19 protein-coding genes are annotated in these 16,288 nt (G+C 59.6%); 13 read left to right on the top strand and 6 right to left on the bottom strand.

Features of this window, described 5'->3' with window-relative positions; translation table 11 throughout:
- The first annotated feature begins 66 nt into the window (after window positions 1-66).
- From EYD00_RS09455 to queF, 3 genes are all read left to right on the top strand, one after another.
- A complete protein-coding gene (locus EYD00_RS09455; RefSeq protein ID WP_004443026.1) occupies window positions 67-468 on the top strand; it encodes a glyoxalase superfamily protein in 402 nt (133 codons plus the stop codon).
- 155 nt (window positions 469-623) lie between these two features.
- Window positions 624-1,526 carry a cation diffusion facilitator family transporter gene (locus tag EYD00_RS09450; protein WP_004443025.1) on the top strand — a complete coding sequence of 301 codons (903 nt, stop codon included), beginning with the start codon at window positions 624-626 and terminating at the stop codon, window positions 1,524-1,526.
- A 16-nt stretch (window positions 1,527-1,542) separates the two neighbouring features.
- A complete protein-coding gene (gene queF / locus EYD00_RS09445) occupies window positions 1,543-2,007 on the top strand; it encodes a preQ(1) synthase (protein ID WP_004430149.1) in 465 nt (154 codons plus the stop codon).
- 25 nt (window positions 2,008-2,032) lie between these two features.
- On the opposite strand, the gene EYD00_RS09440 is transcribed toward queF, so the two are convergent.
- Window positions 2,033-2,785 carry a DUF2076 domain-containing protein gene (locus EYD00_RS09440; protein WP_004443024.1) on the bottom strand — a complete coding sequence of 251 codons (753 nt, stop codon included), beginning with the start codon at window positions 2,783-2,785 and terminating at the stop codon, window positions 2,033-2,035.
- A 100-nt stretch (window positions 2,786-2,885) separates the two neighbouring features.
- Window positions 2,886-3,476, bottom strand: a complete 591-nt coding sequence (locus EYD00_RS09435) for a HupE/UreJ family protein (protein ID WP_004443023.1) — start codon at window positions 3,474-3,476, stop codon at window positions 2,886-2,888.
- 233 nt (window positions 3,477-3,709) lie between these two features.
- Here EYD00_RS09435 and EYD00_RS09430 point away from each other — a divergent pair, with 233 nt between their 5' ends.
- Window positions 3,710-4,291 carry an ATP-dependent Clp protease proteolytic subunit gene (locus EYD00_RS09430; protein ID WP_003523060.1) on the top strand — a complete coding sequence of 194 codons (582 nt, stop codon included), beginning with the start codon at window positions 3,710-3,712 and terminating at the stop codon, window positions 4,289-4,291.
- A 71-nt stretch (window positions 4,292-4,362) separates the two neighbouring features.
- Here the strand turns inward: EYD00_RS09430 and EYD00_RS09425 are convergent, their stop codons facing one another.
- Window positions 4,363-4,605 carry a pentapeptide MXKDX repeat protein gene (locus EYD00_RS09425; protein WP_004443022.1) on the bottom strand — a complete coding sequence of 81 codons (243 nt, stop codon included), beginning with the start codon at window positions 4,603-4,605 and terminating at the stop codon, window positions 4,363-4,365.
- Window positions 4,606-4,787: 182 nt separating this feature from the next.
- Between EYD00_RS09425 and EYD00_RS09420 the strand changes: the two genes are divergently transcribed.
- Window positions 4,788-5,336 carry a sigma-70 family RNA polymerase sigma factor gene (locus EYD00_RS09420; protein ID WP_044459666.1) on the top strand — a complete coding sequence of 183 codons (549 nt, stop codon included), beginning with the start codon at window positions 4,788-4,790 and terminating at the stop codon, window positions 5,334-5,336.
- Window positions 5,333-5,977 (top strand): NrsF family protein, encoded by a 645-nt coding sequence (locus EYD00_RS09415; RefSeq protein ID WP_034498755.1) that lies wholly within the window; start codon window positions 5,333-5,335, stop codon window positions 5,975-5,977. Before EYD00_RS09420 ends, EYD00_RS09415 begins: the two co-directional genes overlap by 4 nt.
- 79 nt (window positions 5,978-6,056) lie before the next feature.
- Here the strand turns inward: EYD00_RS09415 and EYD00_RS09410 are convergent, their stop codons facing one another.
- Window positions 6,057-7,139: an esterase-like activity of phytase family protein gene (locus EYD00_RS09410; protein WP_034498757.1), complete on the bottom strand. Its 1,083-nt coding sequence runs from the start codon at window positions 7,137-7,139 to the stop codon at window positions 6,057-6,059.
- A gap of 274 nt (window positions 7,140-7,413) precedes the next feature.
- Between EYD00_RS09410 and EYD00_RS09405 the strand changes: the two genes are divergently transcribed.
- The 4 genes from EYD00_RS09405 (at window position 7,414) to leuA (ending at window position 11,149) form a co-directional block, all read left to right on the top strand.
- Window positions 7,414-8,592, top strand: a complete 1,179-nt coding sequence (locus EYD00_RS09405) for a benzoate/H(+) symporter BenE family transporter (protein ID WP_004443018.1) — start codon at window positions 7,414-7,416, stop codon at window positions 8,590-8,592.
- Window positions 8,593-8,628: 36 nt separating this feature from the next.
- Window positions 8,629-8,919 carry a BrnT family toxin gene (locus EYD00_RS09400; RefSeq protein WP_004443015.1) on the top strand — a complete coding sequence of 97 codons (291 nt, stop codon included), beginning with the start codon at window positions 8,629-8,631 and terminating at the stop codon, window positions 8,917-8,919.
- Window positions 8,879-9,121 (top strand): type II toxin-antitoxin system BrnA family antitoxin, encoded by a 243-nt coding sequence (gene brnA, locus EYD00_RS09395; protein ID WP_004443014.1) that lies wholly within the window; start codon window positions 8,879-8,881, stop codon window positions 9,119-9,121. Before EYD00_RS09400 ends, brnA begins: the two co-directional genes overlap by 41 nt.
- 318 nt (window positions 9,122-9,439) lie before the next feature.
- Window positions 9,440-11,149 carry a 2-isopropylmalate synthase gene (gene leuA / locus EYD00_RS09390; protein WP_004443011.1) on the top strand — a complete coding sequence of 570 codons (1,710 nt, stop codon included), beginning with the start codon at window positions 9,440-9,442 and terminating at the stop codon, window positions 11,147-11,149.
- Window positions 11,150-11,347: 198 nt separating this feature from the next.
- Here the strand turns inward: leuA and EYD00_RS09385 are convergent, their stop codons facing one another.
- Window positions 11,348-12,313, bottom strand: a complete 966-nt coding sequence (locus EYD00_RS09385; RefSeq protein WP_004443010.1) for a metallophosphoesterase family protein — start codon at window positions 12,311-12,313, stop codon at window positions 11,348-11,350.
- Window positions 12,314-12,378: 65 nt separating this feature from the next.
- Between EYD00_RS09385 and EYD00_RS09380 the strand changes: the two genes are divergently transcribed.
- Window positions 12,379-12,870 carry an NUDIX domain-containing protein gene (locus EYD00_RS09380; RefSeq protein WP_004443008.1) on the top strand — a complete coding sequence of 164 codons (492 nt, stop codon included), beginning with the start codon at window positions 12,379-12,381 and terminating at the stop codon, window positions 12,868-12,870.
- 15 nt (window positions 12,871-12,885) lie between these two features.
- On the opposite strand, the gene EYD00_RS09375 is transcribed toward EYD00_RS09380, so the two are convergent.
- The gene (locus EYD00_RS09375) at window positions 12,886-13,878 is read right to left on the bottom strand and encodes a glutathione S-transferase family protein (RefSeq protein ID WP_004443005.1); all 993 of its coding nucleotides are present in this window, start codon (window positions 13,876-13,878) and stop codon (window positions 12,886-12,888) included.
- 295 nt (window positions 13,879-14,173) lie between these two features.
- On the opposite strand from EYD00_RS09375, the gene EYD00_RS09370 reads away from it, so the two are divergent.
- Together EYD00_RS09370 and EYD00_RS09365 are read left to right on the top strand one after the other, a co-directional pair.
- Window positions 14,174-14,743, top strand: a complete 570-nt coding sequence (locus EYD00_RS09370) for a GNAT family N-acetyltransferase (RefSeq protein ID WP_004443004.1) — start codon at window positions 14,174-14,176, stop codon at window positions 14,741-14,743.
- A gap of 211 nt (window positions 14,744-14,954) precedes the next feature.
- Window positions 14,955-16,268: an MFS transporter gene (locus EYD00_RS09365; protein ID WP_034498759.1), complete on the top strand. Its 1,314-nt coding sequence runs from the start codon at window positions 14,955-14,957 to the stop codon at window positions 16,266-16,268.
- Window positions 16,269-16,288 lie beyond the last annotated feature (20 nt).

Genomic DNA, 16,288 nt, shown 5'->3' with positions numbered 1-16,288 from the left:
GCTGACCTTACCGGCCGCACCTGTTGCGGCCGGTTTCATTTATGGCCTGAAGAGGGTGAAGGCAGCATGGCCGATGCCGGGACGCGCATAGACGGAGATATCGCTTTCGAGCGGATATTCCCCATCCTCAGGATGTTCGACGAGGCCAAGGCACGGGAGTTCTATATCGATTTTCTCGGCTTCGAGGTCGAGTGGGAACACCGCTTCGGCGAAAATTTCCCGCTCTACATGCAGGTTTCCCGCGCGGGGATGGGTCTTCATCTCAGCGGCCATCATGGCGATGCGACACCGGGCTCGAACATCTTTGTCACGATGCACGGCGTTCATGCCTTTCAGCGCGAACTGGCAGCGAAGGATTATCGCTTCATGAAGCCGGGTGTCGAAGAGTTGCCATGGGGCGACGTGATGGAGGTGACCGACCCCTTCGGCAACCGCATCCGTTTCTGCGAACAGAAAAGCCGGCCATGAGGCCTTGAAGGCCGCTACGGCTCTTGACCTTTGCCATGGTTTGAACGATAGAACGCGCAAATTGCGAACCGCGCGCACGGGTACCCCCGTGCGCGCGGTTCGTGCGTTTTGGGACTTGATGATGCAATTCGTTCGCATCCGCACGGGGACAGAAAATGAACGTTGAAGGCAATGCGCTGGTCAGGAAGCTCGCATTCTGGGGCATTCCGCTTTCTTTCGGTGTACTCGGCCTCAAGCTTGTGGCCTGGTGGGTTACCGGCTCGGTCGCGCTGCTGTCCGACGGTCTGGAATCGACCGTCAACGTGGTCGCGGCTTTCATCGCCTATTTCGTCATTCGTTATGCGCAGAAGCCCGCCGATGACGACCACCAGTTCGGCCACCACAAGGCGGAGTATATTTCCGCTGTTGTCGAAGGGGTGCTGATCGTTGTCGCCGCCCTGCTGATCGTGCAGGAGGCCTGGGGCGCTCTCTTCAATCCGAGACTGCCGGAAGCGCCGGTACTTGGTCTTGCCATCAATGCCGCGGCCGGGATCATTAACGCTGTCTGGGCGACAATATTGATCCGCGTCGGCAAACAGCATTCTTCGCCGGCGCTTGCGGCCGACGGCCACCACATTATGTCTGATGTCGTGACATCGGCAGGCGTACTTGTCGGCCTCGTCCTGGCATTGCTGACGGGCTATGCCATTCTCGATCCCGCGCTTGCCATTCTCGTGGCCGTCAACATTCTGTTTCAGGGCTCGAAGGTCATCCTGCATTCGCTGGGTGGCCTGATGGACCGGGCAGTGGAGCCCGAGGAGGATGAGGCGATCAAGAAGGCGATCGCAGCCAATTCCGGTGGCATTATCGGTGTCCATGATCTCAGAACCCGCCGCGCCGGTTCGGCCGCCTTCATCGATTTTCACGTCGTCGTACCGGCGATCATGACGGTGCGTGAGGCGCATGATATTTGCGACCGCCTTGAAGATGCCATAAGGGACGTCATACCGGGCGCCAGCCTTGCCATTCACGTCGAGCCGGAAGGCGAAAAGGCGCATGGCGTCAAAGTGATCGTTTAAAAAACAGGAGTTTTCCATGTCCGTGACGGATGTTTCCGGCCTGTCGCAGCTGGGCACGAAGGTCGATACGCCAGAGAGCCCTGAAAAGGCCGTTCTCGAAAAGGTGCCCAACGGCAATGCCGGCACCGATTATGTCGTGCGCTTTACCGCGCCCGAATTCACCTCGCTTTGCCCGATGACCGGCCAGCCGGATTTCGCCCATATCGTCATCGATTATATTCCCGGCGACTTTCTGGTGGAATCGAAGTCGCTGAAGCTGTTCCTGCAGTCCTTCCGCAACCATGGCGCATTCCATGAGGATTGCTCGGTCTATATTGCCAAGCGCCTTGTGGAATTGCTGCAGCCGAAGTGGCTGCGTATCGGCGCCTATTGGTATCCGCGCGGCGGCATTCCGATCGACGTGTTCTGGCAGACCGGACCGGCGCCCGAGGGCGTATGGCTGCCGGATCAGGGCGTTGCCACTTATCGCGGCCGCGGCTGATCCGGCTCTTTAGGTGAAAAAAAGCTCAAACGAACGAGCTATCGTCGCCTGAATCGAAGTCGGCATCATCGGCGCTGTCGTCGTAATCGGCCTGCTGGATATCGTCGTCATTGTTATCCTGCGGGTTCGCGCTGTCACCATAATAGTTGTTGATGACCGTTTCTTCGACTGGCGCATTGCCAGTGCCGCTATTGCCGCCGAAGGGCGAGCCGAGACCGAGCGACGACATGTGGCTGCCGAAGATGCCGCTCAGCGAGTTCGCAAGCAGCATGCCACCTGCAACGCCGGCTGCGGTGCCAAGCGCGCCCTGCAGGAAACCGCCGCCAGACCGGCCGGCTGCTGCCGGCTGCTGACCCCACGGTCCACCGGGCTGCTGCTGGGCTGCCTGCGATCCCCACGGACCGGCCGTCTGGCCAGCGGTATCGTTGCGCCACGAGGCCGGGGCGGCAGCAACAGGTGTTGGTGTCGGAGCTGGCGGCTGCGGCTGGCCGGTGCCGAAGATGGAACTGAGAAAGCCGCCCTGCGCTGCGGCCTGAGGGGCCGGGTTGGCGCTTTCCAATGCGTGGATGCGCTCTTCGAGCTGCTTGATATGGGCTGCTGCCGCCTCCAGTCCCTTCTCCTGCACGATCACCGCCTGAGCGAGATAATAGGGAGCTGCGGGCTGATCGCGCACGGCGTCTGCGATCAACGTTTCCGCCTCGCGGTCACGCGGGGTGGCGGATGCGGCCTTGGTTCTTTCGAACAGGCCCTTGAGAAGCTGGCTTTCTTCCGGTGACATGTGCTGCCTCCTTACCGTGAAGCGAAATTCTACGATAAGGAGGTAGGCCACAATTTTGGCTTTTCAAAGCGGTCCGAATTTTAAATTTCGGTAATGATTCTCAGCCGCCGAAAGCGAGCGAGAGGCCCGCAATCGCCGTGAGCGCGCCAACCGTGCGGCTGGCGACCGAGCCGAAGCGGGCGATGCCGAGACCGAGGGCGATGCCGGCAAGGTGCAGGATGGCGGTGGCGATCATGAAGCCGATGCCGAATTGCAGCGCGCCCGCGCTGCCGAGTTCGCCGCCATGCGCATGGCCGTGGAAAAGCGCGAAAGCGCCGACAACGGCCGCGGCTGCTGCGGTGGGAAGCTTTGCCGCCATGGCGACCAGAAGGCCAAGGCCGATGACGGAGGCGAGAATGGCGGGTTCGACGAAGGGAAGGTCGATGCCGTAAACCGCCATCAGGAAGCCCACAGCCATGGTGCCGACGAAGGCGGCCGGCACGATCCAGAGCGCCCTTCGGTCACTTTGCGCGACAGCAATCTGGGAGGCCCAGATGCCGACCGCCACCATCGCCAGAATATGATCCGCACCGAAGAAGGGGTGAGAGACACCGGCCATGAAGGAGCCGTGTTCTTCCGGGTTCAAATGCGCGAAAGCGGGCAGGGTGGTAAGGCCGAGCGCGGCGGCTGCAAGGCTTAGTCTTTTCAGCATGGTTCCCTCTTAAGATTATCGCCGCTCACCTGCTGTCTTGGGGTTCCGCAGCGTGCGGCACTGCAATGAGACGCTGACGATATCGCGAAGACGAACGAGCTGTCCATGCGTCATCTGCCGGGGGTGCTGTTTATTGTTCGGGCGCGAACCTTGTCTTTTTTGCTCATTGCCTTACGTAACAAGTCGCACTATGTCCGAAGGGCATGCACGAATTTTGCTGGAGAGAGCCGTTGATGAACGAAGACGAAGACGACAAGAGCAAGGAACTGCCGATCGGCAAGGAAACGGAAGCGAATCTTTTCAAGTCGCGTTCGATCTTCATCTATGGTGGCATCACGCAGGAACTGGCGCAGAAGGTCTGCACGCAGCTCGTGGCCCTTGCCGCCGCCAGCGACGACGACATCCGCGTTTACGTCAATTCTCCGGGCGGTCATGTCGAATCGGGTGATTCCATCCACGACATGATCAAGTTCATCAAGCCGAAGGTTTACATCATCGGCACGGGCTGGGTCGCCTCCGCCGGCGCGCTGATCTATGTTTCGGTGCCGAAAGAACGTCGCCTTTGCCTGCCGAACACCCGCTTCCTGCTGCACCAACCCTCCGGCGGTACGCGCGGCATGGCGTCCGACATCGAAATCCAGGCTCGCGAAATCATCAAGATGAACCAGCGCCTGATCAAGATCTTCTCCAAGGCCACCGGCCAGAGCGAAGAAAAGATCGCCAAGGATATCGATCGCGATTACTGGCTCGGCGCGGAAGAGGCCAAGGACTATGGCCTCGTCGGCAAGATCGTCGAAAGCCAGTCGGAACTCTGAGTTCCGGATTTTCAGTCGATAAAGCCCGCATCGGTGAAAACCGATGCGGGCTTTTTCCTTTCGGGCCGTTGTTATTTCATCATATCGCAGGCCTTCATCATGTCGGCTTTCTTCATCTTGTCCATTTCCATACCGGCCTTGTGCATGCAGGCCTTCTTGCCGGTCACGGACATGCCATCTTTTTTCATCGTCTCCATTTTCATCGCGTCGGGCTTCATGGCGTCTGTCTTCATGCCGTCGGCATGGGCGATGCCCGTGAGGGAAACAGTAGAGAGCAGGGAGGCGGCGGCAACGGCGGTGAAAATGCGGGTCATGAAGGGTCTCCTCTGGACGTGATCGAATGTCCGCCGGCATCATGTCGGGGATCACGATTGTCCATTCGGGAGAAATGGACGGTCGTTACAGCTTCACACGTTTGTGACAACATCTTCGGGCGAGATTTTTCAAACCACCGTGTAACAATATGCTGCCGACCGCGAATAACCCGATAGTGACAATGACAGGCAGCCTTTCAGAAGACACTTTAAAGACGCTGATGCTGCGTTCCCTCGACGGGGACGAAGGCGCCTACAGGCATTTGCTTCATGCCCTGCGCCGGCTGCTGACTGCTTACTACGGTCGGCGCATGGGCGCCGCTTCAAGGGCAGAAGTGGAAGATCTTGTGCAGGAAACGCTATTGTCGCTGCATGCGAAGCGGGCGACCTATGATCGCTCAAGACCGTTCACGGCCTGGTTTTTTTCGATAGCGCGCTACAAGCTCATCGATCACTATCGCGGCAGGGGCGCGCGCATGCGGGGGGAGGTGGAGCTGGATGAGACCCTGGAGGCGGATTGGTCTGTCGACGCCGTCACCGCGCGGATGGATATCGAACGGTTGCTCGAGGATTTGCCGGAGCGGCAACGCGAGCTCATTCGCAGCGTGAAGCTTGAAGGGCAGTCCATTGCCGAAGCGGCAAAAAAAACCGGCCAGACCGAGCTTGCGGCACGAGTCGGCATTCACAGGACATTAAAAACCCTGGCGGCGAAGTTGCGAGGCGACACGTGAAGAAAACGGAAGATATTATCGAGCGACTGGCAGCAGATCTCAGGCCCGTTCCGGCTTTTGCGCTCGAGCGTCGGCTGGCCTTTGCAGCCCTGCCGGCGCTTGGCGTTTCACTTCTGCTGATGTTCATCATTTTGGGACCGCGCGGCGATATGCGGGATGCGGTGAGCGAGCCAGCTTTCTGGGTGAAATCTTTCTACAATGCCCTGCTGGCGATGGTCGCTTTTTTCGCGGTCAGGCGTCTTGCCCGGCCGGAGGGAGAAAGAAGCTGCCTGTTTGTCGGGATCGCGGTGATCGTTTCGGCAATGGCGGTGATGGCCTTCGTGCAGCTGGGATTTGCCCTGCCTGAAGCCTACCGCAGGCTCATCCTGGGTTCTTCAGCCCTGCATTGCCCGCTCTTGATCGTCGCCTTTTCTGTTCCGGTGTTTTTTGCGAATTTTGCCGCTCTCAAACGATCTGCTCCTGCCGATCCCGCCCTGGCAGGTTTTGCTGCGGGACTTGCGGCCGGAGCGGCCGGAGCCTGGGTCTATTCCTGGTTCTGCAGCGAAAACGGCCTGGCCTTCGTGCTGATCTGGTATTCGCTGGGTATTCTCCTCACCGGTCTGATTGGGGCCTTCGCCGGTTCACGTCTTCTCCGCTGGTGAAGGCAGGTTTCCTGTTGTGTCGTGTCCGCTCATGCCGGCCCTGTGGGCTGTCAGGGGCCGGCACGATCCTTATCGTGTGTTACTCACCGAGGTTTGCCGGCACTGCGAAGGCTGCAAACTGGGTGAACTGCTTGCCCGGGTTGAAATTATCGTCCGAGGCGATGACAAAGAGCTGTTTGCCATCCACGACCGGTCCAAAAGCAAGGCTTTCGATATTGTCTATGTCGAGGCCGAAGTCGCCTTCCTTGATTTCGAACCATGCCGATTTGGAAACGGCGGCCACGGATGCCGGATCGATCCTGTCCTTGCCGAGAATATTCTCGGCGCGGGAGAGGTCGACGACGAAGAAGCGGATATGGTTGCCGACCCCGGAGGCGAAATTGCGCTCGACGGCGACGAGGCGGCCGTCCGGCAGGGCCGCAAGAGCGGAGAGGCCATTGTCATTGTATTTCGGCTCGGCGGCTGTCGGTGTGTTGGAGATCGCCTCCGTCACATAGATATGTTCAGCGACCGGCTTCAGGGTCGCGGTATCGATGACGAGAATACGGGCCGGGCTGCCCGCCTGCGGCGTCGCCTTCGGGCCATCCTGAGTGAGCGCATTTTCGGTGGCGGCGATCAGTCTGCCAGGTGTCAACGTCAGTCCTTCGAAGCCGAGATTGTTTTGCACGCCCCTGGTCTTCGCGTCATCGATGAGATAGGCGTCGGGCAGCGCCAGCCGTTTGACATCGCTTCCATCGAGGTTTGACACATAAATCGCCGGCTGGTTTTTCAGGTCGCGTTCCGAAGACCAATAGAGCTTGCCGCCCTTGCGGTCGAGTGTGATGCCTTCCGCGTCGATGCCTTTGGGAGCGAAGGCCGCGCCGGTCTCATCCTTCAATTCATGCATGGCGGCGATATTGAGGGTGGCGACGCCTTCCGACACCGCCAGTTCCAGCTCGTAATAACGGGCCGGGCCCTTTTCCACGCGGTCGTCGGAAATTGCGAGATAACGCCCGGTTTCGCTGTCGAAAGCGAGATCGGAGATCCCGCCGAAGGTGACGCCATCGATGGCGAGGCCGGAGGGAACGACGATCTGGCCCAGAAAGGCCGGCTGCGGCAGGGTCTGGGCAGCCGCCGGAAGGGCTGCAAAACCCAGGGCTGCAATGGTGACGATACGAAACATGAAGCTCCCTCCTGTGGCGGATGATCCGTTGCGATGCAGGGAGGATTAGCGTGCTGCCGCTAAACTTTGATGACGTTTTCCATGCCGGCGTACCCGAAGTCCGGCGGTTCATCTTGCCAAGCCCCGTCTTTTTTGATCCTGAATATAGCCATGCTTCATCCAGAGCGTGCTGCTATCTTCAGATTCGCGCTTCACGCTTCAAATTTGTTCGTGTCCGTCGCCAGTGCAGATCGCTGCGGTTTCTTGCGACGGGCAGCAGGCCGCAGAGTGCTTCATGCTGAGAGATTTTTCCGTCCAGAGCCTGTTCATGGGCTGCCTCACCGCCTTTGTCGGTTTCGCCAGTTCCTTTGCCGTCGTGCTGCAGGGCCTCAAAGCCGTGGGCGCGACCGATTTCGAGGCCGCGTCGGGACTGATGGCACTTTCGGTGGCGATGGGGCTTTGCGCCATCGTTCTTTCCGTCGCCACCCGGCTGCCGGTCAGCATTGCATGGTCGACGCCGGGCGCCGCACTTCTGGCCACGACGGGCGTGATCGAGGGCGGTTTTCCTGCGGCTGTCGGCGGCTTCATTGTCTGCGCCGTCCTGATCATCGTTGCCGGCCTGTTCAAGCCGCTCGGTCGGGCGGTTGCCTCCATTCCGGCGCCACTCGCCAATGCCATGCTGTCGGGTGTCATCATCGGCCTGTGTTTCGCCCCGATCAAGGCGATCGGCTTCAACCCGGCGCTTGGCCTGCCGATCATTCTGGCGTGGATTGTCGTGGGGGCTTTCAGGCGGCTGTTTGCAGTACCTGCGGCCCTTGCCGCCTTCGTGCTGGTGATGATTTTCGGCGTCGATATTCCGGCGGGTGCGCTCGATAGCGTCGCGCAATCGCTGACGCCGCCGATGGAATGGGTAACGCCCGTCTTCAGCCTGCATGCCGTCGTCTCCATCGCGCTGCCGCTCTTCATTGTCACCATGGCCTCGCAGAATATTCCCGGCATTGCGGTGCTGAAGGTCAATCACTACGACCCGCAGCCCGGCCCGCTTTTCGCCGCGACCGGCTTTTTCTCGCTGCTTTCCGCGCCCTTTGGCGGCCATGCGGTCAATCTTGCGGCAATAACGGCGGCGATGTGCGCGGGCGAGGATGCCCATCCTGATCCAAAGCGGCGCTATTGGGCGGCGATCATCGGCGGTGTCGGCTATATTATTTTCGGTCTGCTAGCCGGCGTGGTCACGGCCTTCGTGGCGCTTGCGCCGCCTATCCTCATTCAGGCGGTGGCGGGGCTGGCGCTGGTCGGCGCTTTTTCCGGCTCCGCGGTCGCCGCGTTCAAGGACCCCGAAACCCGCGAGGCTGCGGCCATCACTTTCCTCATCACGGCCTCCGGCCTCTCCTTCGGCGGCGTTTCCGGCGCTTTCTGGGGCTTGATCGGCGGCGGGTTGATGATGGCGTTGCAACGGTTGGTAAGGCGTGGTTAGATAGTGGAAATGGTATAGTTTTTATATTATATTCTCATGGAATTCGAATTTGATCCGGCCAAGAGCGCTGGCAATAAAGACAAGCACGGGATTGATTTTGTCGATGCTCAGGCGTTGTGGCACGACAAATTCGGTTTGACCGTTACCGCGCTGGGCGTCGGTGAAGAGCGGTTTGCGCTCATCGCTCTTCTCGGCGGCAAATTATGGCTCGCAGTGCATACGCTGCGGGATGGGCGTATTCGAATCATTTCCGTTCGGCGCGCCCGTGAGTTAGAGAGGCATCATTATGAAGACAATAAGCGCAGAAGAATTCGACAGAATGGCTGATGATGGCGAGGACATCGGTGAGTATCTCGACTGGACAACGGCGCGGCATCTGAATATCGAGCCCAAACGTGTCAACATCGATTTTCCGACGTGGGTCGTCAACGACCTGGACAATGAGGCTCGGAGACTTGGGGTGACCCGGCAGTCGCTTGTCAAATTGTGGATCGCGGAAAGGCTTGAGATCGGCCGACACGCAAAATAGGCCTGCACCGCACAAGATCACTTGTCAGACCGCCAGCCGCTGTTTATACACATCGCCATGAGCAACAGCATCGCAACCATTTCCGGCATGAGCGCGCAGATTTCTGCGAAGGCCTCGCCGTGCGGTGCACTCTCGCTTCTTAGCCTCGACCTTACACGCGGTTGCCGGGTCCAGTGAGGAGCGCCCGGCGGCCGAAAGCCCGCTGGTGCAAACGCTCCTCATCTCGAAATCTCATTTTATACTGGATTTAGGCCCTCAAGGGCCGCGCATCCGCCGATGGCTTGAATAAGCCCGCGGATGGCGCAAGGAGGAAGCGACATGGACGCCAAGACCACCACTGTTTCCAAGGGCATGACCGACGCGAGCGTGAAGTATCGCCCTTATCCCACGATCAACATCCCCGACCGCACCTGGCCTTCCAAGACGATCACCAAGGCGCCGATCTGGTGTTCGGTGGACCTGCGCGACGGTAATCAGTCGCTGGTCAACCCAATGGGTCACGACCGCAAGGCCCGCATGTTCAAGCTGCTGCTCGAAATGGGTTTCAAGGAAATCGAGATCGGTTTCCCTTCCGCGTCGCAGACGGATTTCGATTTCGCCCGCTGGTGCGTGGAAGAGGGCAATGTGCCCGATGACGTCTCGTTGCAGGTTTTGGTGCAATGCCGCCCGGAACTGATCACCCGCACCTTCGAAGCGCTGGAAGGCGCTAACAAGCCGATCATCCATTTCTACAATTCGACATCGGAACTGCAGCGCCGCGTGGTGTTCGGCAAGGATGTGCACGGTATCAAGCAGATCGCGGTCGATGCGGCCAAGATGATCACCGACATGGCGGCCAAGGCCGGCGGCGGCTACCGCTTCGAATATTCGCCTGAGAGCTTTACCGGCACAGAGCTGGAAGTGGCGCTGGAAATCTGCAACGCCGTCGTCGAGGTTGTGAAGCCGACGGCCGACAACAAGCTGATCTTGAACCTGCCATCGACGGTGGAAATGGCGACGCCGAACATCTATGCCGACCAGATCGAATGGATGTGCCGCAATGTCGACAATCGCGAAAACGTCATCATCTCGCTCCACCCGCATAATGACCGCGGCACGGGCATTGCGGCGACCGAGTTGGGCCTGATGGCGGGTGCGGACCGCGTTGAAGGCACCCTGTTCGGCAATGGTGAGCGCACCGGCAATGTCGATGTCGTGACGCTGGCGCTGAACATGTATACGCAGGGTGTGGACCCTGAGCTGGACTGCCGCGATATCGAGCGCATCAAGGCGGTCTATGAATATTCCAACGAGATGACGATCCCCGAGCGCCACCCTTACGTGGGCGAACTGGTCTACACGGCGTTTTCCGGCTCGCATCAGGACGCCATCAACAAGGGCATGAAGGCGATCAAGGTCGCCAATCATCCCGTCTGGGAAGTGCCCTATCTGCCGATCGATCCAAAGGATGTGGGACGCTCATACGAGGCGATCATCCGCATCAACTCGCAATCCGGCAAGGGTGGCATCGCCTATATCCTCCAGCAGGATTACGGCATCAACCTGCCGCGCAATTTGCAGGTGGAGTTCCGCGAGGATATCCAGCGCATCACCGATGAAGAGGGTGTCGAGCTGCCGGCCAAGCGCATCTATGAGCGCTTTATCGAGCGCTACGTGACGCAGCCGAATGCGCGCCTCAAATTCGTCGATCACCACACCTATCCGGCCGGCGATTTCAAGGGCGTGCGCATCGTTGCCGCCGAGATCACCGACAATGGTGAGGTGAAGCGCATTGAAGGCAAGGGGACCGGTCCGATCGACGGGTTCATCAATGCGCTGTCGGTTTATCTCGGCATTGATCTCTCGGTGAACGATTATTCCGAGCACTCGCTGCAGCACGGCTCGAATGCCTCGGCCATCGCTTATGTCGAGATGGAACATCCGGGCGGCAAGCTGTTCGGAGCAGGGGTGAATACGAATATCGTGGCGGCTTCGCTGGAAGCGATCGTTTCTGCGGCCAACCGGGTGCTGGAAGAGCGGGCGAAGTAAGGCTGGCGTTGAGGGTGGGGCAAAGCCCCCCCCTCTGTCCTGCCGGACATCTCCCCCCAAGGGGGGAGATCGACTCCCGGACAGGTCTCGCCCATCTCAACGTTTGTGAATGAAATGGCGGTAGCGCTTTCCGCTGATCTCCCCCTTGAGGGGGAGATGCCCGGCAGGGCAGAGGGGGTAAGCCGCACGCGCTAAGGTTTACTCCTCCGGGCTCTGCTCCGCAGGCCGCGAAAACCCCAGCGGCCGCCCGTTTTCATAAAATACCCTGATATCCTCAAGCGCGACACCCGTTGCCGTCTCATTGAGGCTGTGCCGTTCGCAGGTCACGTTCCAGGTGCCGGGACCGCCGGAGATGTTGAAGAGATTATAGGCCGCGCGCGGTTTTTCTCCACCGGGCCCCTGGCTGGCAGAGGCGATGCCGACCACGGGAATGTGGTCTTCACCATGGTGCGTGTTCAGCCAATAGACTGTGTTCAAATGTGTATGGCCATGCAGCACGAGCTCCGCACCGCCGACGCCTAGCGCCGCGGCGAAACGGCGTATGCCGATCATGCGCTTGTGCGTTGGGGCGGCGCCACGGATCGGCGGGTGGTGAATCATCACGACGCGGAACAGCCCCTGTTCCCCGGCTTTTTTCAACAGTTCCGCGGTGGCGCGCGCCTGCCGGTTGCCGAAATAGCCGGTGGCCGAGAAAGGTGGCGTCGCAATCGAGGTGGAGCAGCCGATCAGCGCGATGGGGCCGCGCACGCGCATATAGGGGAATATCTTGCGGTCGTCGTCCCACTCGGCAGGGTCGCCATCGCCACGAACATAGGGGTACCAGGCCTGCATGGCCTTGTCATGCGCGCCGGACACATAGGCGTCGTGATTGCCGGGAACGACGGAGGTCTTTTCGGGGTCACCCACCTCTTCCAGCCAGTCGGCGGCGGCGCGAATTTCAATGCCGGTCGCAAGATTGACGAGATCGCCGGTGATAGCCAGATGATCCGGTGATTTTGTCTCCAGATCGTCCAGCAGCTTTTCCAGCGTATCTGTGAAGAGATGCTTGCGGCGGTTGCGATGCCAGTTGACGAAACCGGTGATACGCTTGGATGCAAGTTCGCGAAAAGTGAGTTTTGGAAGTGGCCCCAAATGGACGTCTGAAATATGCGCAAGTTTGAACATGGCGGCAGAGATAACCTATGATATGCCGCACGTCCAACAAAAGCCGGCAGGCGGGGAGAAACAGGGTGAATGACGAGACAACCGGGCGGCAGGCCCGTCCGTTCCATATGCGCGTCTTCATTCGTTTGCTGCATTTCGTTTTTCTGTTCACGCGCGGCGCAACTCTTGGCGTGCGTGCCGCCTGCTATGATGGAACCGGCAGGATTTTCCTCGTCCGCCACACCTATCTGCCGGGCTGGTATCTGCCGGGTGGAGGGGTGGAGCGGGGTGAAACCCTGCTCGCGGCGCTTCACAAGGAAATTAGGGAGGAAGGCAATCTCGAAGCCACGTCAAAGCCTGAGCTTTTCCATGTTTATCTCAATCTGGAAGGCAGCAATCGCGACCATGTCGCGCTTTATCGGCTTGAGGTTACCCAGACCAAGCCGAAAAAGCCGGATCATGAAATTGCCGAAAGCGGCTTTTTCGATCTTTCAAATCTGCCCGAAGGAGTGACAGCCGCAACCCGCCGCCGCCTTGCAGAACTTGCCGGCGAGGCGGCGCTCGCCGATCACTGGTAGCAGTGTCCACCCTCGTCAGGAAAGCGAGTCGCGGCCATGGGCCTTTGTCAGGTCCAGCTCGGGGCCGATGGGCACGATGCCTGTCGGGTTGATGGTGCGGTGGCTGCGGTAATAATGTTCCTTGATATGGCGCATATCGACCGTGTCAGGCACGCCCGGCGTCTGGTAAAGATCGCGCAGGTAACCCGTGAGGTGCGGATAGTCGTGGATGCGGCGGATATTGCACTTGAAATGGCCGACATAGACGGGGTCGAACCGAACCAGTGTGGTGAACAGGCGCCAGTCCGCTTCCGTCTGCTCCGAACCGAACAGGAAACGGCGGTGCTTCAGCCGGTCTTCCAGCATGTCCAGCGTTTCGAAGACCTTGACCGCATTCTGCTGATAGGCATCCTGCGTTGTGGCAAAGCCAGCCTTGTAGACGCCGTTATTGACGGTGTCGTAAATCACGTCGTTCAACGCGTCTATTTCGGCGCGCAACGTCTCGGGATAATAATCGGTCTGCGAGCCGGTGAGGTCGTTGAAGGCGGAGTTGAACATGCGGATGATTTCCGCCGATTCGTTGGAAACGATGGTGCCGCGCTTCTTGTCCCAGAGCACCGGCACGGTCACGCGGCCGGAATATTTGGGATCCGCTTTGGTGTAGACCTGCCAGAGCGCGGATGAACCGAAAAGGTGATCCTCGGTCGCACCTGGCGTCCGCTCACCTTCAGGCTTAAATTCCCAGCCGTTTTCCAGCATCAAAGGGTCGACAACCGAGACCGAAACAAGCTCTTCCAACTTTTTCAGCTTGCGAAAAATCAGGGTTCGGTGCGCCCAGGGGCAGGCGAAGGAGACATAGAGGTGGTAACGGTCCTTCTCCGCCGCGAAGCCGCCTTCTCCTGAAGGGCCGGGTGCGCCATCCGCCGTTATCCAGTTGCGGAATTGCGAGGCGCTGCGCTTGAAATGCCCCTTGGTTTCCTTGGTGTCGTACCAGACGTCTTTCCATACGCCTTCCACCAGCATGCCCATGACGATCTCCTTGATTGTTTCCTTGGCGGCAATCCTACCTGTTTCACTCGTTGTCGCGAACCCGCAAGGCATTGAACAATGCGTTTCCGTGCTGCAGAGCTGGAATGGGGCGGCGACGAGATTTGTTCTGGACGGGTCGTTATTTTCCTGATAATTGCGATTTTCACAAATCTGAGGAAATTTTTGATTATGATCGAACTACGGATGCTCCGACGACGCTGACGCTCCTGAACGCCCTAACCGGCGCAGCCGTCATCTATTGTCGCATCCGCATTCTGGAAGTTTCGGTCTCTTCATGTCCAAGCACGATCTTGTCTACCTCACCGAGGACGCGTCGCACGACGCCATCATCGAAGTCATCAACGAAGAAGCATTTGGCCCCGGCCGGCACACCCGTGCGGCAGCACGCATCCGCGAGCAGGGTCCGCATGACCGGTCGCTCTCCTTCGTCTGCGCCGATGATGGCGAGACGATTGCCTCGGTGCGCATGACGCCGGTTCTGGCAGGCGATGTGAAGGGTCATATGCTTGGCCCGCTTGCGGTTCGGCCCTCTCACAAGAACAAGGGCATCGGCCGGGAACTCGTCCGGATCGCCATCGCGGCGGCAAGGCGCAAGGGCTCCGAAGCCGTGATACTGATCGGCGATCCGCCCTATTACATGCCGCTCGGGTTCGAGAAAGTCGCTTATGCGGCGCTTGATTTTCCGGGGCCGGTTGATCCGAACCGGGTGCTGGTCGTGCCGCTTGGCAATGACGTGCACCAGCGGCTGAAGGGCAATATCGGCTGGCGCAAATGCGAGGCCGTGATGCCGGCCGCGACAGTGGAAGATGAGGGTTTCGAGGCGCCTCTTCGGGTTTACGGGTGACGGGATATCCGAAGAGCTTTTTGCTTCTTAGCGCAACATAAGCCCCGTCATTCCGGCCTTGAGCCGGAATGCAGCCAGGTCAAGTCTTTGGGCTGAAATCTTCTTCCAGTAGCCTGTTTCGAAACAACGCGTCTCCCTCCACAGAATTCAATTCCGTTTCCTCCCCCCATACGATAGCAAGTGAAAGTCGGTTTTTGCGAAGGGACGAGGCATGACGGCAATCACCATGAATGATGCGCTGGAGCGCGCGGGCGCAGGCGCCTATCAGCGCAGGCTGATGGGCATATTCGGCCTCGTCTGGGCGGCGGATGCCATGCAGGTTCTGGCCGTCGGTTTCACTGCGGCCTCCATTGCCGCAACCTTTGGGCTGACGGTGCCGCAGGCGCTGCAGACCGGAACAGCGTTCTTTTTCGGCATGTTGCTGGGTGCTGCGGGTTTCGGACGGCTGGCGGACCGTTACGGCCGTCGCCGGGTGCTGATCGTCACGGTGGCCTGTGATGCCCTGTTCGGCGTGCTTTCGATATTCTCGCCGGATTTCACCATTCTGCTTGTCCTGCGCTTTCTCACCGGGGCCGCCGTGGGCGGCACGCTGCCGGTTGATTATGCGATGATGGCGGAATTCCTGCCCGCCAAGAATCGTGGGCGCTGGCTCGTCTTTCTGGAAGGTTTCTGGGCTGTCGGGACGCTGATCGTGGCGCTTGCAGCGTGGGGTGCCAGCCTTGCCGGTGTTGCCGATGCCTGGCGATATATCTTTGCCGTAACCGCGTTCCCGGCTGTCCTCGGCCTTGGCCTTCGCTTTCTCGTGCCGGAATCGCCGCTTTATCTCCTGCGCACGGGCCGGTCGGAGGAAGCAAAGGCCGTCGTCAACCGTATGCTGGTCACGAATGGCCGCGCTCCGCTCGATGCCGGGACAGGGCTTTTCCAGCCTGAAGTGTCCAAGGGGCAGGGGATATTTTCACCGGCGCTGCGCCAACGCAGCATCATGATCCTCTCAATCTGGTTTCTCGTTTCCGTTTCCTATTACGGCGTCTTCACCTGGATGCCGGCGAAGCTGGCGGGAGATGGCTTCGGTTTCGTACGCGGTTATGGTTTCCTTGTGTTGGTGGCGCTGGCACAGATCCCCGGCTACGCGCTCGCGGCCTATGGTGTCGAAAAGTGGGGTCGCAAGCCGACGCTGATCGGCTTCTGCCTGCTCTCCGCGCTCGGATGCCTGCTTTTCACGCTTGCTTCCGGCGGTGCGATGATTGCCGCCTCGCTTCTCATCATGAGCTTTGCGTTGCTTGGCACCTGGGGCGCTCTCTATGCATTCACGCCGGAACTTTACCCGACGGAATCACGGGCAACCGGCATGGGTGCCGCAGGGGCGATGGCGCGGCTTGGCGGCCTGATGGCGCCATCACTCCTCGGTTATGCCATTGCGCAGGGTTTTGGTGTCGCGATCGGCATATTTGCCGGGCTGCTGGTACTGGCCGCCATTGCGGCGACAATGATCAATGCGGAAACGCGCCAGGTGGCGCTGACATAGGGTGTCAGTGCGGGACGATG

The organism is Agrobacterium sp. 33MFTa1.1 (assembly GCF_004328495.1).
GTDB classification, from domain to species: domain Bacteria; phylum Pseudomonadota; class Alphaproteobacteria; order Rhizobiales; family Rhizobiaceae; genus Agrobacterium; species Agrobacterium pusense.
The sequence above is the reverse complement of the archived record's forward strand: the minus strand, read 5'-3'. Positions and strand labels throughout refer to the sequence as shown.

Bases quoted from the DNA above. Each gene is read 5' to 3' on its own strand.
- EYD00_RS09455 (WP_004443026.1), top strand. From the start codon at position 67: ATGGCCGATGCCGGGACGCGCATAGACGGAGATATCGCTTTCGAGCGG.
- EYD00_RS09450 (WP_004443025.1), top strand. From the start codon at position 624: ATGAACGTTGAAGGCAATGCGCTGGTCAGGAAGCTCGCATTCTGGGGC.
- queF (WP_004430149.1), top strand. From the start codon at position 1,543: ATGTCCGTGACGGATGTTTCCGGCCTGTCGCAGCTGGGCACGAAGGTC.
- EYD00_RS09440 (WP_004443024.1), bottom strand. From the start codon at position 2,785: ATGTCACCGGAAGAAAGCCAGCTTCTCAAGGGCCTGTTCGAAAGAACC.
- EYD00_RS09435 (WP_004443023.1), bottom strand. From the start codon at position 3,476: ATGCTGAAAAGACTAAGCCTTGCAGCCGCCGCGCTCGGCCTTACCACC.
- EYD00_RS09430 (WP_003523060.1), top strand. From the start codon at position 3,710: ATGAACGAAGACGAAGACGACAAGAGCAAGGAACTGCCGATCGGCAAG.
- EYD00_RS09425 (WP_004443022.1), bottom strand. From the start codon at position 4,605: ATGACCCGCATTTTCACCGCCGTTGCCGCCGCCTCCCTGCTCTCTACT.
- EYD00_RS09420 (WP_044459666.1), top strand. From the start codon at position 4,788: ATGACAGGCAGCCTTTCAGAAGACACTTTAAAGACGCTGATGCTGCGT.
- EYD00_RS09410 (WP_034498757.1), bottom strand. From the start codon at position 7,139: ATGTTTCGTATCGTCACCATTGCAGCCCTGGGTTTTGCAGCCCTTCCG.
- EYD00_RS09405 (WP_004443018.1), top strand. From the start codon at position 7,414: ATGCTGAGAGATTTTTCCGTCCAGAGCCTGTTCATGGGCTGCCTCACC.
- EYD00_RS09400 (WP_004443015.1), top strand. From the start codon at position 8,629: ATGGAATTCGAATTTGATCCGGCCAAGAGCGCTGGCAATAAAGACAAG.
- brnA (WP_004443014.1), top strand. From the start codon at position 8,879: ATGAAGACAATAAGCGCAGAAGAATTCGACAGAATGGCTGATGATGGC.
- leuA (WP_004443011.1), top strand. From the start codon at position 9,440: ATGGACGCCAAGACCACCACTGTTTCCAAGGGCATGACCGACGCGAGC.
- EYD00_RS09385 (WP_004443010.1), bottom strand. From the start codon at position 12,313: ATGTTCAAACTTGCGCATATTTCAGACGTCCATTTGGGGCCACTTCCA.
- EYD00_RS09375 (WP_004443005.1), bottom strand. From the start codon at position 13,878: ATGGGCATGCTGGTGGAAGGCGTATGGAAAGACGTCTGGTACGACACC.
- EYD00_RS09370 (WP_004443004.1), top strand. From the start codon at position 14,174: ATGTCCAAGCACGATCTTGTCTACCTCACCGAGGACGCGTCGCACGAC.
- EYD00_RS09365 (WP_034498759.1), top strand. From the start codon at position 14,955: ATGACGGCAATCACCATGAATGATGCGCTGGAGCGCGCGGGCGCAGGC.